The 16,756-nt window shown below is 42.2% G+C and carries 14 protein-coding genes; 11 read left to right on the forward strand and 3 right to left on the reverse strand.

Annotated features, from left to right (window positions below):
• Positions 1-145 precede the first annotated feature (145 nt).
• Positions 146-1,090 (reverse strand): bifunctional helix-turn-helix transcriptional regulator/GNAT family N-acetyltransferase, encoded by a 945-nt coding sequence (locus BLQ87_RS01205; RefSeq protein WP_074604177.1) that lies wholly within the window; start codon positions 1,088-1,090, stop codon positions 146-148.
• A gap of 157 nt (positions 1,091-1,247) precedes the next feature.
• Here BLQ87_RS01205 and BLQ87_RS01210 point away from each other — a divergent pair, with 157 nt between their 5' ends.
• Positions 1,248-1,760, forward strand: coding sequence for a hypothetical protein (locus tag BLQ87_RS01210; protein ID WP_143010298.1), 513 nt, complete (start codon positions 1,248-1,250; stop codon positions 1,758-1,760).
• 119 nt (positions 1,761-1,879) lie between these two features.
• Positions 1,880-2,248 (forward strand): DoxX family protein, encoded by a 369-nt coding sequence (locus BLQ87_RS01215; RefSeq protein ID WP_074604181.1) that lies wholly within the window; start codon positions 1,880-1,882, stop codon positions 2,246-2,248.
• Positions 2,249-2,309: 61 nt separating this feature from the next.
• Here the strand turns inward: BLQ87_RS01215 and BLQ87_RS01220 are convergent, their stop codons facing one another.
• Together BLQ87_RS01220 and BLQ87_RS01225 are read right to left on the reverse strand one after the other, a co-directional pair.
• A complete protein-coding gene (locus BLQ87_RS01220; RefSeq protein ID WP_074604183.1) occupies positions 2,310-2,570 on the reverse strand; it encodes a hypothetical protein in 261 nt (86 codons plus the stop codon).
• A 61-nt stretch (positions 2,571-2,631) separates the two neighbouring features.
• Entirely contained in the window at positions 2,632-3,198 is a 567-nt protein-coding gene (locus BLQ87_RS01225) for a hypothetical protein (protein WP_074604186.1), read from the reverse strand.
• A 179-nt stretch (positions 3,199-3,377) separates the two neighbouring features.
• Here BLQ87_RS01225 and BLQ87_RS01230 point away from each other — a divergent pair, with 179 nt between their 5' ends.
• The 9 genes from BLQ87_RS01230 (at position 3,378) to BLQ87_RS01270 (ending at position 16,749) form a co-directional block, all read left to right on the forward strand.
• Positions 3,378-4,796 (forward strand): serine hydrolase, encoded by a 1,419-nt coding sequence (locus BLQ87_RS01230; protein WP_074604188.1) that lies wholly within the window; start codon positions 3,378-3,380, stop codon positions 4,794-4,796.
• Between the two features lie 23 nt (positions 4,797-4,819).
• Positions 4,820-5,542 (forward strand): hypothetical protein, encoded by a 723-nt coding sequence (locus tag BLQ87_RS01235; protein ID WP_074604191.1) that lies wholly within the window; start codon positions 4,820-4,822, stop codon positions 5,540-5,542.
• An 11-nt stretch (positions 5,543-5,553) separates the two neighbouring features.
• Positions 5,554-6,177, forward strand: coding sequence for a hypothetical protein (locus BLQ87_RS01240; RefSeq protein ID WP_074604193.1), 624 nt, complete (start codon positions 5,554-5,556; stop codon positions 6,175-6,177).
• A 26-nt stretch (positions 6,178-6,203) separates the two neighbouring features.
• Positions 6,204-6,770, forward strand: coding sequence for an MATH domain-containing protein (locus tag BLQ87_RS01245; protein WP_074604195.1), 567 nt, complete (start codon positions 6,204-6,206; stop codon positions 6,768-6,770).
• A gap of 120 nt (positions 6,771-6,890) precedes the next feature.
• Complete coding sequence (locus BLQ87_RS01250; protein ID WP_074604197.1) at positions 6,891-10,055, forward strand: glycoside hydrolase family 2; 3,165 nt, start codon at positions 6,891-6,893, stop codon at positions 10,053-10,055.
• A gap of 100 nt (positions 10,056-10,155) precedes the next feature.
• Positions 10,156-11,484 carry a sugar porter family MFS transporter gene (locus BLQ87_RS01255; protein WP_074604199.1) on the forward strand — a complete coding sequence of 443 codons (1,329 nt, stop codon included), beginning with the start codon at positions 10,156-10,158 and terminating at the stop codon, positions 11,482-11,484.
• 47 nt (positions 11,485-11,531) lie between these two features.
• Complete coding sequence (locus BLQ87_RS01260) at positions 11,532-14,876, forward strand: DUF5107 domain-containing protein (RefSeq protein WP_074604201.1); 3,345 nt, start codon at positions 11,532-11,534, stop codon at positions 14,874-14,876.
• Positions 14,873-15,505, forward strand: a complete 633-nt coding sequence (locus BLQ87_RS01265) for a hypothetical protein (RefSeq protein ID WP_074604203.1) — start codon at positions 14,873-14,875, stop codon at positions 15,503-15,505. Before BLQ87_RS01260 ends, BLQ87_RS01265 begins: the two co-directional genes overlap by 4 nt.
• A gap of 47 nt (positions 15,506-15,552) precedes the next feature.
• Positions 15,553-16,749 (forward strand): glycoside hydrolase family 27 protein, encoded by a 1,197-nt coding sequence (locus tag BLQ87_RS01270; protein ID WP_074604205.1) that lies wholly within the window; start codon positions 15,553-15,555, stop codon positions 16,747-16,749.
• The last annotated feature ends 7 nt before the right edge of the window (positions 16,750-16,756 follow it).

The raw sequence follows: 16,756 nt of genomic DNA on the forward strand, positions 1-16,756 counted from the left end.
GTACAAATCCTAACTGGTTTTCCAAATAAAGATTGAAATATTTTAAAATATTTTGTAAAACGGCCTTTTTTCAGTCCTTAAGGGCAAAAAACAACCTGTTTTTCTTTTACAGTGACACTCATTTCAATATTTTTCTACCTTGATTTTAAAAGATAAGCTCCATTTGGATGTTACATCTTTCATATGGAGAAGGAATTCCTGTGATTTTTTTGAAGCCAAGCTTATGATAGAGGTTGATTGCCGGTTTCAAAATCGTATTGCTTTCCAGGTACAATCCTTTAGCTCCTTCCTCTTTTGCTTTCTGAATTAATGCATTCCCCAGCATAAAGCCAATGCCTTTTCCTTTTGCTTCATCTGATACCGCCATCTTAGCCAGTTCAAAAGTGTTGTTCTCCATTTTGATCAACGAACAGGTACCTATAGGGCTTCCCTGGTACAGTGCAATGAAAATAAAGCCTCCTTTATCCAGTATGTACTCTTTAGGATGGTCCAGCGAGTTAAAATCGGCTTCTTCCATTTTAAAATAGGTGGTGATCCAATCCTGATTCAGCTTTTTAAATGCCTGCTGATAACTGTCATTATAGGGGACGATCTCTACCGCTTTGCTTTCTCTCAATTTCTTTTCTTCTTCCACTCTCTTCAACATGCTCTTCTGACCTAACAGAAACTCCCATTCTTCAATGGCTTTCCAAAGGTTGTACTGGCTTTCACCAAGCATATTTTCAACCGCAGAATTTACATCCTCAAATTGAATCTTGGCACTTTCCTTAATCGCGAGTCCTTTGGCAGTGAGTTTCACGAAGTTCTTACGTGCATCTTCTTTACCCGGGCTTTCTTTCGCTATCTTTTGTTTCACCATTTCTTTAACAATGGTACTCACAGAGGGGTGGGAGTGACCGATCTCCTGTGCAATTTGAGTAATTGATTTTTCAGCTCCACCAGAAAGTGCATAAACTACAGGAAACCATTTTGCCTGCAGCTCAATTCCGTATAGCGCATAGATTTCACCTGCCTGATCCATCATCAATTCACTTAATCTGCGGAGGCGACTTCCGATCGCCATCTTCCCAACGGTATTATAAATGTTCATCTGTATATTTAATTACGTAATCAGTTACGTAAATGTAATTATAGTTTTTAATAATCAAATAGCTGCTGCTGTTTTATGACAATTCTCTAATGCTATGACCTGGGATTGCTTGCTGATCAGCCCAAAATGTTTAGTTTTGAAAGCAAGGCAACCCTTTATGAATTCAAGAGAATTTTTTTTAGCAGCATGTAATAAAATCAGTGACGGGCTTTGTGATTTTGGATTTAAAGCTAGTCAGCAGTGTCAAAGTTTAAAAAAGACGACAGCTGATAAAGACATTACTTTTGAAATCTTTTTTCAGTCCAGCTCCTTAAATAGTACTGGTTTTGTGAAGTTGCTGCCACATCTTCTTATTTCTTCAAAACGGTTAAAGAAATGGCTAACGGAACAAGATGATGGAGAATTTGAGAACGCGATGATCTATGGAGAACAACTGGGATATATGACTCATTTTCAGGAATGGAAATTATGGAATGTTTCCGGAAACAAAAAAGAACAAGCGCAGGAATTCTTCCTCAATTATCTTGCTGATGCCGGAGGAAAGGGCAAAATTCTGAATTTGTATAAAGAGTTGACAAAAGGCACGCAAATTAATTTAATGCATCATGAGTTCGTTGATGCGGCTTATGTGAAACTGGCCTTCTTAAATGGCCTTAAAACAAGTAAATAAGTGCATCAATATCCTATTGTCTGATTTGCCCCCTGAATATGTCGTTTTTACACTACTCTAAACCAGGAATTCGGACTTAATTTTGAAATGGTAAATGAACCTTAAACAAACCAATCAAAATGAAAAAGAATAAAATAATTTATTGGATTACAACCACCCTTATTTTTCTGTTCGAAGGCGTGATGCCTGCATTAACTTCTCAAACGGAACTTGCGAAAGAAGGAATCAGACACCTGGGATATCCGGACTATTTCGGAGTAATGCTCGTGGTGTTTAAAGTGCTGGGCTCAATAGCCTTGATTATTCCAAAAACACCTAAACGTATAAAAGAATGGGCTTATGCGGGCTTTGGGTTTGACTTTATTGCGGCCAGTGTAAGTCATTTTGCCGTGGATGGCTTTGGCTTTAACGGTTTCTTCCCGTTAATTGTGATGGCAATTCTGGCGGTATCTTACATCTACTATCATAAGATCAGCGATACGCTTTAACCAGTAAGCTTATATTGAAGAATTTCATTCCGGTACAATATAGATTGTACCGGAATTTTTATTATTTACCGCCCTTGCTTTCTTTTAAATTTTCAAGGTAGGTCTCTAAAATGCTTTTTAAGTAAAGTTCAGGCTTTGGCATCGTAATGATTGCTCCTGGTTCTTTATCCTGAGATTGTTTAATGTAATTGGCTTTTATCTTTCCCCAATCCAGAGAATAAAGCTGAATAAAGGTGTCAACGAATTGTTTGTCTGTATAATCTTTTGGAAGCTTACTCAGTACGACTGCAATTTTCTCTTCTTTTCTATGTAATACTGCCATGTTGTTTTTTTCTTTCCAAAGCTACGAACTAATTTGATTTACACCTTATCATTCCAATGTTTTACTGGTTTTCCGTTAATTCCTCAAGATCGGATTTTATTCCCTTTATCTTTCTCGTTTCAAAATGTTCAATATATGCGGCTCTCGACTTGAATGTGGCATCCGGGTTTTGCTCATAGTATTCAATCGCTTTCAGGACCTTTTTATTCTTCCGTTTGTCTTTCGGTTTGTTTTCGAGATAGGCTTTGGTTTCGTTTCTGTCAAATCCAAAAAGTAGCTCTATGTCTACATACACCTGAAGATCTGTTCCTGCACTAAATTTAGCGTCATAAAGCATGTAGATATCCTCCATTTCCATATGCTTGTATAACATAAATGCGCAAAGGTCTACCGTATAAACCGGTGTGTTTATTTGAGAAGCTTTTAATTCTTCGGTCAACAGCCACTTTATCAAAGGTTTGTCCGCTAACCCATAATTATGATACAATTCAAAAATCAGGTCTTTTCGTTTCCAGTAATTCAAATCGAAGATTTCATAATAGCCGGTTTTGCCGTTATGAATAAACCTGAAGTCTTCCAGAATGGATTCTTCTTTTTCCGCCCGATAATTGTTAATGATTTCCTGCATTATGGTTTAAACTGGTCTGAAATTATGCTTTTGAATCTGAGTATTTGCTAACAAATATAATTATTTTAGTAAATATGAATCCTTAAAGCTATTTTCGTTAAAAGAATGACTCCTGTGTTTGACTGGAAAGACGATGATCTTTCAATAATTAAACCTGGCGCATTTATGACCTGATTTAGATGATGAAACTTACTTACTTTAAAGCATTAATTTTATTACTGAGCCTTGTACCATTGGTCACTGTGGCCCAGGATAACCAACAAAAGAAATGTGATTCTTTGTTCCATCTTGTAAAGAAATACATTGATGAAAAGAATGTCAACCTGATCTATTCCCTGACCAGTAAGGAATTTAAAGCTACAGCAACTGAAAATGACCTGCAGGCATTTTTTGAAAAGCAAATTTATCCCCTGGGGCAGATCAGGTCAGCATCTTTTTTCAGTTCTCAAGATAACCTGTATAAATATATGCTGGTATTTGAAAAGAATAGTTTAGCGTTTTCTTTTTCAATTGATCAGGATAACAAGTTAGTTAATCCGCTTTTTTCGCCTTTTGTACTGGTAACTGGGCCTGTTCTTAGCTCTAATCCGCTGAAATCTAAACTGGACAAAAAGGTAGATTCAATGGTCATGCCTTTTATGAAGCGTCCGGATGCGGTAGGCCTAAGTATTGGTATCATCAAAGAGGGGAAGACCTATACCTATGGATATGGTACGACCCAAAAAGAAAAAGAACAACTTCCTGATGCCAATACTATTTTTGAGATCGGTTCTATTACGAAAACCTTTACTTCTGCAGTATTAGCCTATTATGTGAACAAAGGGAAAATAAGCTTAACAGATCCGATCACTAAATACCTGCCGGACTCTCTGGCAATAAATCCGGAGCTTCAAAAAATTAGTATCGTAAATTTAAGCAACCATACTTCCGGATTACCCCGTTTGCCGGGCAATTTTTTTAATAAAAACACAGACGATTTAAATCCTTACAAGAACTATACACCGCAGTTGTTTTTTGCCAGTCTCAAAAATTGCAAATTAGATGCTGTTCCCGGAACCGTTTATGCATATTCAAATACCGCACCTGGTTTGCTGGCGCTGATTCTGGAAAGAATCAGTGGAAAGACCTATGAAACACTAGTCAAAGAAATCATCACTGGCCCACTAAAAATGAAGTCTACGTTTCAGGAGTTAACACCAGAATTGAGCAAACGTTTTGTGAAAGTTTATGGGGTAAATGCGGTGGAGACTAAGGCCTGGGATTTTGATGCACTTGCCGGCTGCGGGGCACTTAAATCTACTGTTAATGATTTACTGACGTATGCTAAGAATAATATGGAAAGCGGAGATCCTGATTTATCTGCGGCATTTAATCTTTCCCATAAAGTTACTTTTTCAAAACAGCCTGCTATCGGTCTGGGTTGGCACTTATTACAGGAGAGAGGAGAGGTGTATTATTGGCACAATGGAGGAACAGGTGGAAGCCGGAGCTTTTTAGCATTCAATATAAAGAAAAAAACTGCGATAGTTTTACTTGCAAATTCGGCCGATGAGATCACTGCTTTTGCTTTTGAGATTCTGCCAAAGCTCTTAAACTAAAACAATTAAAAACCTGCATAAATATGAGTACTCAAGCAACACTTAATGTTTACCTGCAGGCATTGGGAGGGAAGTTTCTCGGACCTAATGCCTACCAGACGGATAATATCGACATCATACTTAGCTATTCGGAAGGAGTCGTCCAGCTACCTTACCAGCTGGCGAGCAATACGGACGATGGGAATATTGGCGCTTGCTTTACACCAGGAAGTAGCAGCTGTATGCCTATCCTGCAAATGAACGGCAGTGACACGCCAATTGTTAACTATTTAACGACGGATGCAAATACCATTTATGGAAGTGCAGCAATCCTGATCAGCGGAGAAGAAACGGCGAACTTAACCGCCATCATCCCTAAGCCGGACGGGCAAACATTAACCATTTCCCAGAGTATCGTGCTTAGTCCTTTGCAGGATTTGTATGAGGTCATCCTGACTGTACCTGGTCTGCTGCTCTTATCAGATCCACAATCTGGATTATTAGCTGTCTTTGTAGAAATGATGTGCGGATGCAAAATTACGCAGGGAACACCTAAGTCTTTTTGGTCATATGAGGATTTTGAGGTATGGGCGGTACTTACGCTGGCAAATGAGGAGACGCTCCAGGTTCCGCTGCAATTCGATCTTGAAAGTAACAACTCTCTTTTTACCGCACCTATACTTCCTGATCAACAAACGGAAATTGTGCAGTTAACTTACTATGCAAAACAGAAAAGTACCGGAAACTATGCCTTCGTGGTCGGTTAAATGATACGTTCATGGCTAAATTTTTTATTACGCTCTTTATCTGCGCTTTCATTTGCGGTCCATGTCTTGCAAATATTGACCATATCAATATTGATAAAATAAGTACAGAGGCCGCGCAAGTCAGGCATTTCAATTTTATTAAGGATCATAAAAGGTATTACGACCGCTGGACGCAGAACTGGACTCATGATCAGCCAAAAGCAAGCCTCATCGCAGCGCTCAAAGATGCCTATACCTCATTTTCTGCGATACCAGAACAAAATATAGAACTGCAGTTATTGTTGGGTGATATCTCACATTACCTGTATAATATGGAAGTGTCTGAGTCATTTCAACTGGCGGTAAATAACTATGAGCTGGCCATCAAAAGTAGCCCTGAAGATGTCAGAGGGTATTGGTTTTTAGGTTACCATTTTGGACTTGCTAATGTGATTCCAAAGGCAATTGATCAGTTTGCTTTGGCTCAAAAAATGCTATTGGGTGTTCATGCAGGCGGATTTTGGAATGATTATGCTTATATTTCCACCATAGCTGGTATGCCATCGACAACAGTATTTGCCATGAAAAAGGCGAAGCTTGCTTTCGGTAAACCGGGAGCATTTGAAAATGAATTCGGCCCGCAAACACTCGCATAGAAATCTGGGAGGCATTGAAAGGAGAAATGGTTAGTTTCATTTCACGGCCATTAGGGGTTAAATTGTTGCTGGACAGTACCTGGAGAGTTGATATCCCGGACTATAAAAACCGGCAGGGCGTATTTGTGATCACACCCCCAACTGTAAAGAATAAAAACGGGAAAGACATTGGTTATACCATGTTACTGATGGGGAAAGTTGCGGGAGAGGACGAGCAGCTCAGTGGCTATGTAGAAAAGTTGGTTGGCAAATATCCAACGAGGCAAAAGATCAGTTTTTCCAACAAATACGATCAAATGATCGCTTACGAAATCAAAGACAAAAATCTGTATCCACATCTTGGTGGCGGTCACCTCTACACAGTTGGAATCGAGAGAGACAGCCCGGAAGATCCTGGTTTATTACTTGAACAACCGGTAGTTTTGCAGATGAAGGCAAACGGACAAATGACGTATGCCCGTGCCAATCAAAGCCAGAATAGATTTCCAGGTAAGATCTTCTATGTTTTTCTGTTAGATAGCTGTGAGGATATCCATGAACAATCATTGGAAAACTTCCGGTCTTTTCTGGAAAAACAACTCATTATAGAATAAGCTGATTCATAAAATAGTCCATCATTACCAATGTAATATCCATTCCTAATCACTCCGGTTCATTTAAGTTTGTATTTGATCAATTGATCTATTTTAATTTCAGTTTAAAAAGTACAATTTATGAGATTCTTTCCGGCCTTTTTTCTTTTTGTTTTGCTGGGGCAACTGGCTTTTGCACAGGAACAGCTTTCACTTGCCGGATCCTGGAAATTCCAGCTGGACCCTGCAGGAAACGGAGAAAAAGAACGCTGGTATCAGCATCAACTTAAAGACAATATCGCGCTTCCAGGCTCTACCGACGAAGGTAAAAAAGGAACCAAAACCGAAGGGGCCGATTACGGTATTTTGTCAAGGGCCTATAAGTATGTTGGAAAAGCCTGGTACAGCAGAGAAATCAATATTCCTGCAAACTGGAAAGGAAAAGAGGTAGAGTTATTTCTGGAAAGGGTGATGTGGGAATCTAAAGTATGGGTAGATGGAAAACCTTTAACCAGCAGGGATGCACTCGCGGTGCCGCACCTGCATTCACTCGGTAAATTAAAACCAGGTAAACACACTTTAGTGTTGAGGATTGACAACGGGATGATCTATAATATAGGCGATAAGGGACATGTATATACCGAGTATACCCAAAGCATCTGGAACGGCGTTGCGGGGAAGATCGAGCTGCGGGCGCAGGCAAGTACAAAGCTATCTGACCTGCAGGTTTTTCCTGACGCGGCGAAAAAAATACTGGAGCTGAAACTGAAGCTTGAAAATCCTGCAGCGATGAAGGTGGTATATACCATCCTGGATTTGCAGACCAATAAAAACGTATTCAGCAAAACACTGGGATTGTCTGCCTCGGAAAGTCAAACACATCGTTTGCAGTTAAATTTTCCGCTTAAATTATGGGACGAGTTTTCACCAAATCGTTACCGGATTACTGCGGCACTACAAAACAAAAACACCACCACAGCAGACTTTGGTTTCCGGAGCATCAGTCATTCTGCTTCAAAAATATTGATCAACAATGCCCCGGTATTTATGCGCGGAAATCTGGACTGTGTTCATTTTCCACTTACGGGATACCCTTCCTGCGATGTAAAGGAATGGGAAAGGATTTTTAAAATCTATAAATCCTACGGCCTCAACCATGTTCGCTTTCATTCCTGGTGTCCCCCGGAGGCTGCTTTTGAAGCGGCAGACAAACTGGGGATCTATATACAGGCAGAAACGATCTGGATCGACTGGTGGATGACAGATCCACCTAAAGACCGCCCGGATATGCTGACCCAGGGCTTGCCAAAAGGCTTGGGGAAAAATCCTTCAGCAGATAAATTTGTACAGGATGAAATGCAGCGTATGCTGGATGCCTATGGAAATCACCCTTCCTTTACCATGCTTTGTATTGGCAACGAATTGGGGAATTCTGATTTCGATGTGATGCAGGAATGGATAAAAAAGCTAAAAGCTACAGACAGCAGAAGGCTATACGCGGTTTCCACGGCAAGAAAAATTATGCCGGTGGATGATTTTTCTGCTACGCATAATATTCCAAATGTGGGTGGTACTTACGGACTTCAGGGTCCACGCTCAGATTACGATCTGGAGAAGAATTATTCCAAAAGCAATATTCCTATCCTTGCTCATGAAGTTGGCCAGTTTCCCATCTACCCATTGTGGTCGGAAATTGATAAATATACCGGGGTGCTGAAAGCACGTAACCTGGAAGTTTGCAGGGCTTCGGCGGTTGCCAACGGCCTGGAAAAACAGGATGAGGTTTTTCATAAAGCCAGCGGTGCATTACAAAAGGTTTTATATAAGAGTTTAATCGAGAATTTTTACCGTACGCCTTCCTGTGCAGGATTTCAAATGCTGAGTCTGCAGGATTACCAGGGCCAGGGAGAAGCGTTGGTGGGTTGGCTGGATGTGTTTTATGATGATAAAGGCACCACTTCCCCGGAATATTATAAGCAATATAACAATGCGGTGGTTCCGCTGGCGAGGATTAAAAAGTTCGTTTGGGAAAGTAAGGAAACATTTAATGCTTCCCTGGAACTGGCCAATTATGGCAGCGCTGACCTGATCAATAACATCAAGTGGGAAATCAGAACGGAAAACAATACCATACTCGGAACAGGAATACTGGAGGCTGTGGCTGTTAAAAGAGGGGAAGTAAAGCAGATCGGAACCATAAATGTAGGCTTAGAAAGCGTGAATAGAGCAACTAAAGCGAAGTTATCCCTGAGCTTACCCGGGACAGCATACCGCAATGAATGGGATTTGTGGATCTACCCTGACCAAACTGCTGAGGCTTCCTCCGCTCAGGTGATAGAAACGATAGAAACTGATGTGCTGGATGAAAAAACGCTGGAGGCATTGCAAAATGGAAAAACAGTATTGCTTTATGCAGCAAAGCTGGGCAATACAGAAAGCTTCAGGCCTGTGTTTTTTAGCCCCTTGTTTTGGTCTAACGTGTTTTTCCCTGGTCAGGAAAATACCACATTGGGCGCTTATATCAACGATAAACATCCGGTATACCGTGAATTTCCTACAGATTCCTGGACAGACTGGCAATGGGAATCTATCAGTAAAGGAGGCCGTGCATTTAAGCTGGCCGGATGGCCGGAAAGCATTAAACCTATGGCACAGCCGATCAGCGATTTTCATCTTAACGAAAAACTGGGATCATTGCTCGAATGTAAGGTTGGGAAAGGAAAGTTGCTGATTTGTGGTTATGATGTTCAGGCGGCTAAAAACCCCGTAGCAAAACAATTCAGGCATAGCCTCTTAAATTATGTCAACACGGCTGACTTTAACCCGGGTACAGAAGTAGATGGCGAATTGCTGAAAAAAAGTTTTCCATTTATCAAACAAGCGGAAAGTAAGATTCCTGTTCCGGCAGCTTTCACCGACGCCTTACTCTATGCCAAAGCAACGGAAAGCACGGCGGTACTGAAGCGCAATACAAAGTACGAACTGCGTGGAACAGAAGGCATCTGGACCTGGGACAATAAAGCAGCCTGGTATGGTAAGAAAATGGAATTGGAGATCAATCCTCCTCAGGGGGTGATCGGAGAATTGTTCATTCATTTTGCAGATTGGAATAACGAAGGCCGGGATGCTAAAATCTGGATTGAAGGCCGGGAATTTACGACCGGTAAGCTGGATAAAGAAGGGAAATGGGTAAAGCTGTTCGTGATGAGGGAAGACACAAATGACGGAAAGGTGATGGTTCGTGTCGAATCTCTTGCAGGTAGCAATGCCATGATCGATGAACTGGTATTTGTCGAAAGCAAATAAAAAGCAAATAAAGTAATATTGTCCATTCCTTTCGTAAGTATTTCTATTGTGCTGCCGCGGATATAAGTTCAAATTTGATATAGTTAACCTAAACCTGAAAATGCCACATTTTAAAACTTCATACCTGTTGTCCATCTCTTTCATCTCTGCATTGGGTGGATATCTTTTTGGCTTTGACTTTGCCGTTATTTCGGGAGCATTGCCCTTTTTGCGTGACCAGTTTGGTTTGAACGAATACTGGGAAGGTTTTGCTACCGGATCGCTGGCCCTCGGCGCGATTATCGGCTGTTTAGCAGCTGGTCGGGTGGCTGATAAATATGGTCGCAGGCCAGGATTATTTCTCGCAGCGCTTATTTTTGGCGTTTCCTCATTGGCCATGGCTTTTGCCTCTGGTCTTGGTCTGTTCATTACGGCACGTTTTGTGGCTGGAATAGGGGTGGGAATGGCTTCACTATTGTCGCCCATGTATATTGCAGAAGTATCTCCTGCTCAGTATCGCGGAAGGATGGTGAGCATCAATCAGCTGACAATCGTACTTGGAATCCTGATCACCAATCTGATCAATTATTCTTTAAGAAACAGTGGTCCTGATGCCTGGAGATGGATGTTTGGTCTCGGAGCGGTTCCATCAGCGTTATTTATTATAGGCGTAATCTGGTTGCCGGAAAGTCCAAGATGGTTGCTCAAAGCCGGAAAGGAAGAGAAAGGAAGGGAGGTCTTAAAGAAAATCGGGGGAGAAGATTTTTCAGTTAGTTCTATGGAACTGATTAAAGATTCTCTGAAAGGAAATCAAAAGATCAGTTACAAAGCGGTATTTGAAAAAGCGGTATTTCCAGCCGTATTGATTGGGATTGTGCTGGCCGTTTTTCAGCAGTTCTGCGGCATCAATGTGGTGTTTAATTACCCATCTAATATTTTCGCCAGTATTGGGGCCTCAAAAGATGATCAGTTGTTACAAACGGTTTTCATAGGAGGTGTAAACTTGTTTTTTACGGTCCTTGCCATGTTTCTGGTAGATAAGATCGGAAGGAGACCACTGATGTTGTTTGGAGCAGCTGCCTTGGCGATATTGTATGTGGTGATCGCGCAGTTACTTGCCGTTCATTCTGCCTTGGTGGGCCTGTTTCTGCTGGCAGCAATAGGAACCTATGCGATTTCGCTCGGACCGGTAACCTGGGTGCTGATTTCGGAGATCTTTCCAAATCATGTAAGGGGAGCGGCTTCCTCCATCGCAGTATTGTGTTTATGGGCAGCCTACTTTATCCTCACTTTTACCTTTCCGGTACTGGCCAAATGGATCGGTATGCACAACACCTTTTACCTCTATTCAGGGATCTGTATGCTTGGTTTTCTTTTCATCAGAACAAAGGTCAGGGAGACCAAAGGAAAAACCCTGGAAGAGCTGGAATCGGTGTTTACACCTCATTAATTAATCAGATACCCATCAAGTAATCATACCTATCAAGAAGCAATATTATGGAAGTAAAAGCATGGATAGAGAAAGTCATCATCCCTACTTACGAAACAGGTAAAGCCGAGAAGAACCCAATTTTTCTCGATAAGCGGGTTTACCAGGGCAGTACCGGAGCGGTGTATCCAAATCCTGTAATTGAAAAGATATCCGACGAAAAAACCGACAAAGAATATACAGCGGTCTATATAGAGAATGAATTTCTGAAAATCATGGTGCTTCCTGAGTTGGGAGGCCGGATTCAAAGGGCTTTTGATAAGGTTCGAAACCGTGATTTTATCTATTATAACCAGGTGATCAAGCCAGCTCTGGTTGGTTTAACAGGACCCTGGATTTCCGGAGGTATCGAATTTAACTGGCCACAACACCATCGCCCAAGTACTTTTGATGCAGTAGATTTTACGATAGAGGAACATGCAGATGGCAGCAAAACAATCTGGGTAAATGAGCTGGAGCTGATGACGCGGACGAAAGGAATGGCAGGTTTCACCTTGTATCCCGATAAGGCTTATCTGGAGGTGAAAGGCAAAATATATAACCGTACTCCTTTTCCGCAAACCTTCCTGTGGTGGGCAAATCCTGCGGTAAAGGTGAACGACCATTACCAGTCTGTTTTTCCACCGGATGTATATGCGGTTTTTGACCATGGGAAAAGAGATGTTTCTGATTTTCCAATTGCCACCGGTACCTATTACAAAAAGGACTATGCTCCCGGAACGGATATCTCCCGTTACAAAAATATTCCGGTCCCTACTTCTTATATGGCGATCCGGTCTGAATATAATTTTATCGGCGGATATGAGCACGATACGCAGGCAGGAATGCTGCATGTAGCCAACCACCATATTGCACCGGGAAAGAAACAATGGACCTGGGGAAATAGCGATTTCGGACAATCCTGGGACAGAAACCTGACGGATGAAGATGGCCCATACATAGAACTGATGACGGGTGTATTTACTGACAATCAACCTGATTTTTCCTGGTTACAACCAAATGAGGAAAAAACATTTGAACAGTATTTTATGCCCTATGCAAAAGTTGGGGCTGTGAAAAATGCGACTAAGGAAGCGATGCTGAACGTGGAAATCAATCAAAACAATGTCGACATAAAAGTCTACGCGACATCGGCATTCCCTTCCTGCTTAATTAAGTTATTTGTAAATGAAGTGCTCGTCGATACCAGCATTTTTGATCTTTCCCCTTCTTCAATCTTTGAAAAAAGCATTTCGCTAAATACAACAGTAAGGCAGGAAAGTCTCAGCGTGCGGGTAGAAAGTGCGGCTCATCAGCTCCTGGTGAGTTATGAACAGGAAGAGACGATCCCGAAAGAAATTCCCCCGGCGGCAACAGCTGCAAAAGATCCTGCGGATATCGTTTCCATAGAAGAATTATACCTGAACGGCCTGCATATTGAACAATACCGTCATGCGACTTATGTCGCGACGGATTATTATCTGGAGGCCCTAAAGCGAACGCCTGTCGATGTTCGTTGCAACAACGCAATGGGGCTATGGTATATGAGACGTGGACAATTTGCCCTGGCGGAACCTTTTTTCCGTACGGCAATAAAAACCCTGACGCTCAGGAATCCAAATCCCTACGACGGGGAGCCTTATTATAACCTCGGCTGGTCTTTAAAGATGCAGGGAAAACTGGATGAAGCTTATGACGCAATTTATAAATCGACCTGGAACGCCGCCTGGCAGGATGCGGGCTTTTTTGCACTTGCAAGGATTGCATCAGAAAAAGGAGATTTTGAAGATGCCCTATATCTGATCAATAAATCGTTGCTGCGCAATGGTCAGGCGCATTCGGTACGTCACCTGAAAACGGCCATCCTCCATAAAATGAACAGAGTAGAGGAGGCGATGTCATTTATTGAAGAATCTCTGCTGACCGACCCTTTCAATTTCGGATGTCTGTATGAAAGATATGTGATGCAGCAGGAAGCAGGAAACCTGGATACTTCGGAACTGTCGCTGGCCTATTTTGTGCATCAGATGCGGCAGGATGTGCAGAATTATATAGAATGTGCATTAGATTATGCTCAGGCAGGATTATACCAGGAGGCAATTGCATTGTTAGCAGTCTATCTGCAGGGGCAGGAAGGAGCAGCATATCCAATGGTGTATTATTATATGGGTTGGTGTTGCCTGCAAACAGGAGATGAAGAAGGGGCAAGGGCTTACTTTAGGAAAGGACAGTCTGCTTCGCCTGATTTCTGTTTTCCGCACCGCATTGAAGATGTAAATGTATTATCGTCAGCCATTTCAATAAACCCTCAGGATGCCAAAGCGCATTACTATCTGGGGAATTTTTGGTTCGGCAGACAGCAATTCCCTGAGGCCATAGCCTGCTGGGAAAATGCTGTCGCTGCAGACCCGCTTTTCCCGACCGCACACCGTAACCTTTCTCTGGCCTATCAGAATCAGTTAGAGGATTCAGAACGGGCATTGATCGAACTGGAGAAAGCTTTCCGTCTGGATGTTGGGGATGCCCGGGTATTCATGGAGCTCGATCAGCTGTACAAGAAGCTTGGATATCTTCCGGAACGCCGTCTGGAATTTTTAGAACAGCATCCGGAACTGGTGGGTTACCGCGATGATTTATACCTGGAAAAGGTAAGCTTATATAATCGACTGGACCGTTGCGAAGAAGCAAAAGCGCTGCTTGAAAACAGGCAGTTTCACCCCTGGGAAGGTGGAGAAGGAAAGGTGGTAAGCCAATACCTGATTTGTCATACTGCACTGGCCAAAAAAGCATTGATGGAAGAGGCGTATGAAGCTGCGCTGGAACTGCTTTCGGCTACAGAACAGTACCCGCACAACCTTGGCGAAGGCAAGTTGTATGGGGCACAGGAAAATGATGTTCATTACCTGCAAGGTTGTATTTATGAGCAGATGAACCTGACAGATCAGGCAAAAGAGAAGTTTTTGATGGCTACAACAGGCCCGACTGAACCCGTACAGGCCATATTTTATAACGATCCCCAACCGGATCAGATTTTCTATCAGGGATTGGCCTGGTTAAAACTCAGGGAGGATGGGAAGGCAAAGGAGATCTTTGAACGCTTTATTCAGTTTGGTAAGCAACACCTGAACGATGAGATCAGGATCGATTATTTTGCGGTTTCCCTTCCGGATTTACTGGTATTTGATCAGGACCTTAACTTAAAGAATTACATCCATTGCAATTATCTGATCGGTTTGGGCTATCTTGGCCTTAAACGTTTTGAGGACGCGGGAAATATATTTAATGAAGTGCTGAAAATGGATGCCAATCACCAGGGAGCAAGCACTCACCTTCATCTCGTTCCTCTTTTACTAACTACAAATTTATCTATATGAAAAATCTATCTTTAATCACCCTTTCTGTTGGGAGCATGTTGTTTTTTAGCTGTCAACAGACGCCAAAAAATAACACAGCTGCGGAAACAAAGGATTCGTTAAGTTCGACAACCGAACAGAAAAAAACGGAAAGGACTGATACCGTTCCGGCAACTGCCCCGACGACGGTAAAAGCTTATAATGAAAACACGGTTAAACTTGTAAAAGACAAACTGGTGACAATATTTAAGGATGATTTGTCTAAAAATCTGATCCCGGAGCCGAGCAGAAAATTTATTCTTTTTGAATATGACCTTAACGAGGATGGTAAAACCGAAATTTTTGTCGGCCTGACAGGCCCTTATTTCTGTGGTTCCGGTGGTTGTACTTTTTTATTGCTCAATCATGAAGGTGAGAAAGTGACCCAGTTTACAGTTACCGATTATCCGGTAATCATTGCAAAAACTAAAACAAAAGGATGGAAAGATTTGATCCTGAGTAGTGCCGGTAAAAATCACCTGATGAAATTTAACGGAACTGGCTACCCTTCAAACCCTTCAGTTCAACCAATTTTTGAGGGGACTCCAGGCAATGATTTACCAAAATTCCCGAATACGGTAAATGCTGATTTTCCCTGGGTTAACTTCTAAAATTCTCTTGAAAATTTAACCTTTTACAAAACATACACACCACAAAAATGAAACTGAAATTAGTATTCGCGCTGCTTTTAATTGCAGGAACCATCTCCGCACAAGTGAAATTAGCGCCCACACCGCCAATGGGATGGATGAGCTGGAACATTATGTCGGTTAATCCGAACGAAAAGGACATCAAAGAGATGGCTGATGCCATGGTTGCCAGTGGTATGGTCGAAGCGGGATATCAATATATATTTCTTGACGATTGCTGGCAGGGTGGAAGAGACAATAAGAACAACATCATCGCCGATCCTTTAAAATTCCCTTCCGGGATCAAATCGTTGGCCGACTACCTGCATGGCAAAGGAATGAAAATGGGTATTTATTCAGATGCCGCGTCATTAACCTGTGCAGGATATACCGCCAGCTTTAACTTTGAAGATCAGGATGCCAAAACTTTTGCTTCCTGGGGGATCGATTACCTGAAATATGATTATTGTAATGCGCCGGAGGATGTAGCAACGGCTAAACTGCGTTATGGAAATATGGCGAAGGCCTTGCGGCAATCAGGCCGGGACATTGTGCTTGGTATTTGCGAGTGGGGCCCAAGGGAAGCATGGAACTGGGGAGCAGAAATAGGTGGGCAGAGCTGGCGGACCACTTTTGACATCCGGGACAAATGGAACGATACCGATGGTAAAGGTGGAGTTGGTATTTACAACGTGATCGATAAGAATGCTGGCCTGGCTGAGTTTTCAGGTCCTGGGCGCTGGAATGATGGCGACATGCTGAATGTCGGCTTAAAAGGTGTAAAAGGCCCCTCAGGTGCATTTGATGCCAATGGTTGTACGGATGCAGAATACCAAAGCCAAATGAGCATGTGGTGCATGCTGAATTCTCCGCTATATGCCAGTAACGATATCCGGACGATGACAGAAACGACTAAACGCATTTTATTAAACAAAGAAATTATAGCCTTAAACCAGGATGCCTTAGCTAAGCAGGCAGAACGCAAAGTTAAAAACGAGACCTGGGACATTTTTGTTCGCCCGCTGGCCAATGGCGATTATGCAATTGCGATATTGAATAAGGCTTCCTCAACTCAAAATGCAAAAATTGCTTTCAGTGATTTGGGTTTAACTGCTAAATATGAAATCAGAGATTTATGGCAGCACAAAGTGATGGGGAAAGCCAATCAATGGGCTGGTAAGGTCGCTTCACACGAAACCAAAGTTTTCCGCCTGAAGAAAGTATAAGCAAAAG

It is taken from the genome of Pedobacter steynii (genome assembly GCF_900103665.1).
GTDB classification, from domain to species: Bacteria; Bacteroidota; Bacteroidia; order Sphingobacteriales; family Sphingobacteriaceae; genus Pedobacter; species Pedobacter steynii.

What these genes read in the sequence shown, in the direction of transcription:
- BLQ87_RS01250 (WP_074604197.1), top strand. Translation starts at nt 6,891, where the DNA reads ATGAGATTCTTTCCGGCCTTTTTTCTTTTTGTTTTGCTGGGGCAACTG.
- BLQ87_RS01230 (WP_074604188.1), top strand. Translation starts at nt 3,378, where the DNA reads ATGATGAAACTTACTTACTTTAAAGCATTAATTTTATTACTGAGCCTT.
- BLQ87_RS01210 (WP_143010298.1), top strand. Translation starts at nt 1,248, where the DNA reads ATGAATTCAAGAGAATTTTTTTTAGCAGCATGTAATAAAATCAGTGAC.
- BLQ87_RS01240 (WP_074604193.1), top strand. Translation starts at nt 5,554, where the DNA reads ATGGCTAAATTTTTTATTACGCTCTTTATCTGCGCTTTCATTTGCGGT.
- BLQ87_RS01220 (WP_074604183.1), bottom strand. Translation starts at nt 2,570, where the DNA reads ATGGCAGTATTACATAGAAAAGAAGAGAAAATTGCAGTCGTACTGAGT.
- BLQ87_RS01245 (WP_074604195.1), top strand. Translation starts at nt 6,204, where the DNA reads ATGGTTAGTTTCATTTCACGGCCATTAGGGGTTAAATTGTTGCTGGAC.
- BLQ87_RS01225 (WP_074604186.1), bottom strand. Translation starts at nt 3,198, where the DNA reads ATGCAGGAAATCATTAACAATTATCGGGCGGAAAAAGAAGAATCCATT.
- BLQ87_RS01205 (WP_074604177.1), bottom strand. Translation starts at nt 1,090, where the DNA reads ATGAACATTTATAATACCGTTGGGAAGATGGCGATCGGAAGTCGCCTC.
- BLQ87_RS01270 (WP_074604205.1), top strand. Translation starts at nt 15,553, where the DNA reads ATGAAACTGAAATTAGTATTCGCGCTGCTTTTAATTGCAGGAACCATC.
- BLQ87_RS01255 (WP_074604199.1), top strand. Translation starts at nt 10,156, where the DNA reads ATGCCACATTTTAAAACTTCATACCTGTTGTCCATCTCTTTCATCTCT.
- BLQ87_RS01260 (WP_074604201.1), top strand. Translation starts at nt 11,532, where the DNA reads ATGGAAGTAAAAGCATGGATAGAGAAAGTCATCATCCCTACTTACGAA.
- BLQ87_RS01265 (WP_074604203.1), top strand. Translation starts at nt 14,873, where the DNA reads ATGAAAAATCTATCTTTAATCACCCTTTCTGTTGGGAGCATGTTGTTT.
- BLQ87_RS01235 (WP_074604191.1), top strand. Translation starts at nt 4,820, where the DNA reads ATGAGTACTCAAGCAACACTTAATGTTTACCTGCAGGCATTGGGAGGG.
- BLQ87_RS01215 (WP_074604181.1), top strand. Translation starts at nt 1,880, where the DNA reads ATGAAAAAGAATAAAATAATTTATTGGATTACAACCACCCTTATTTTT.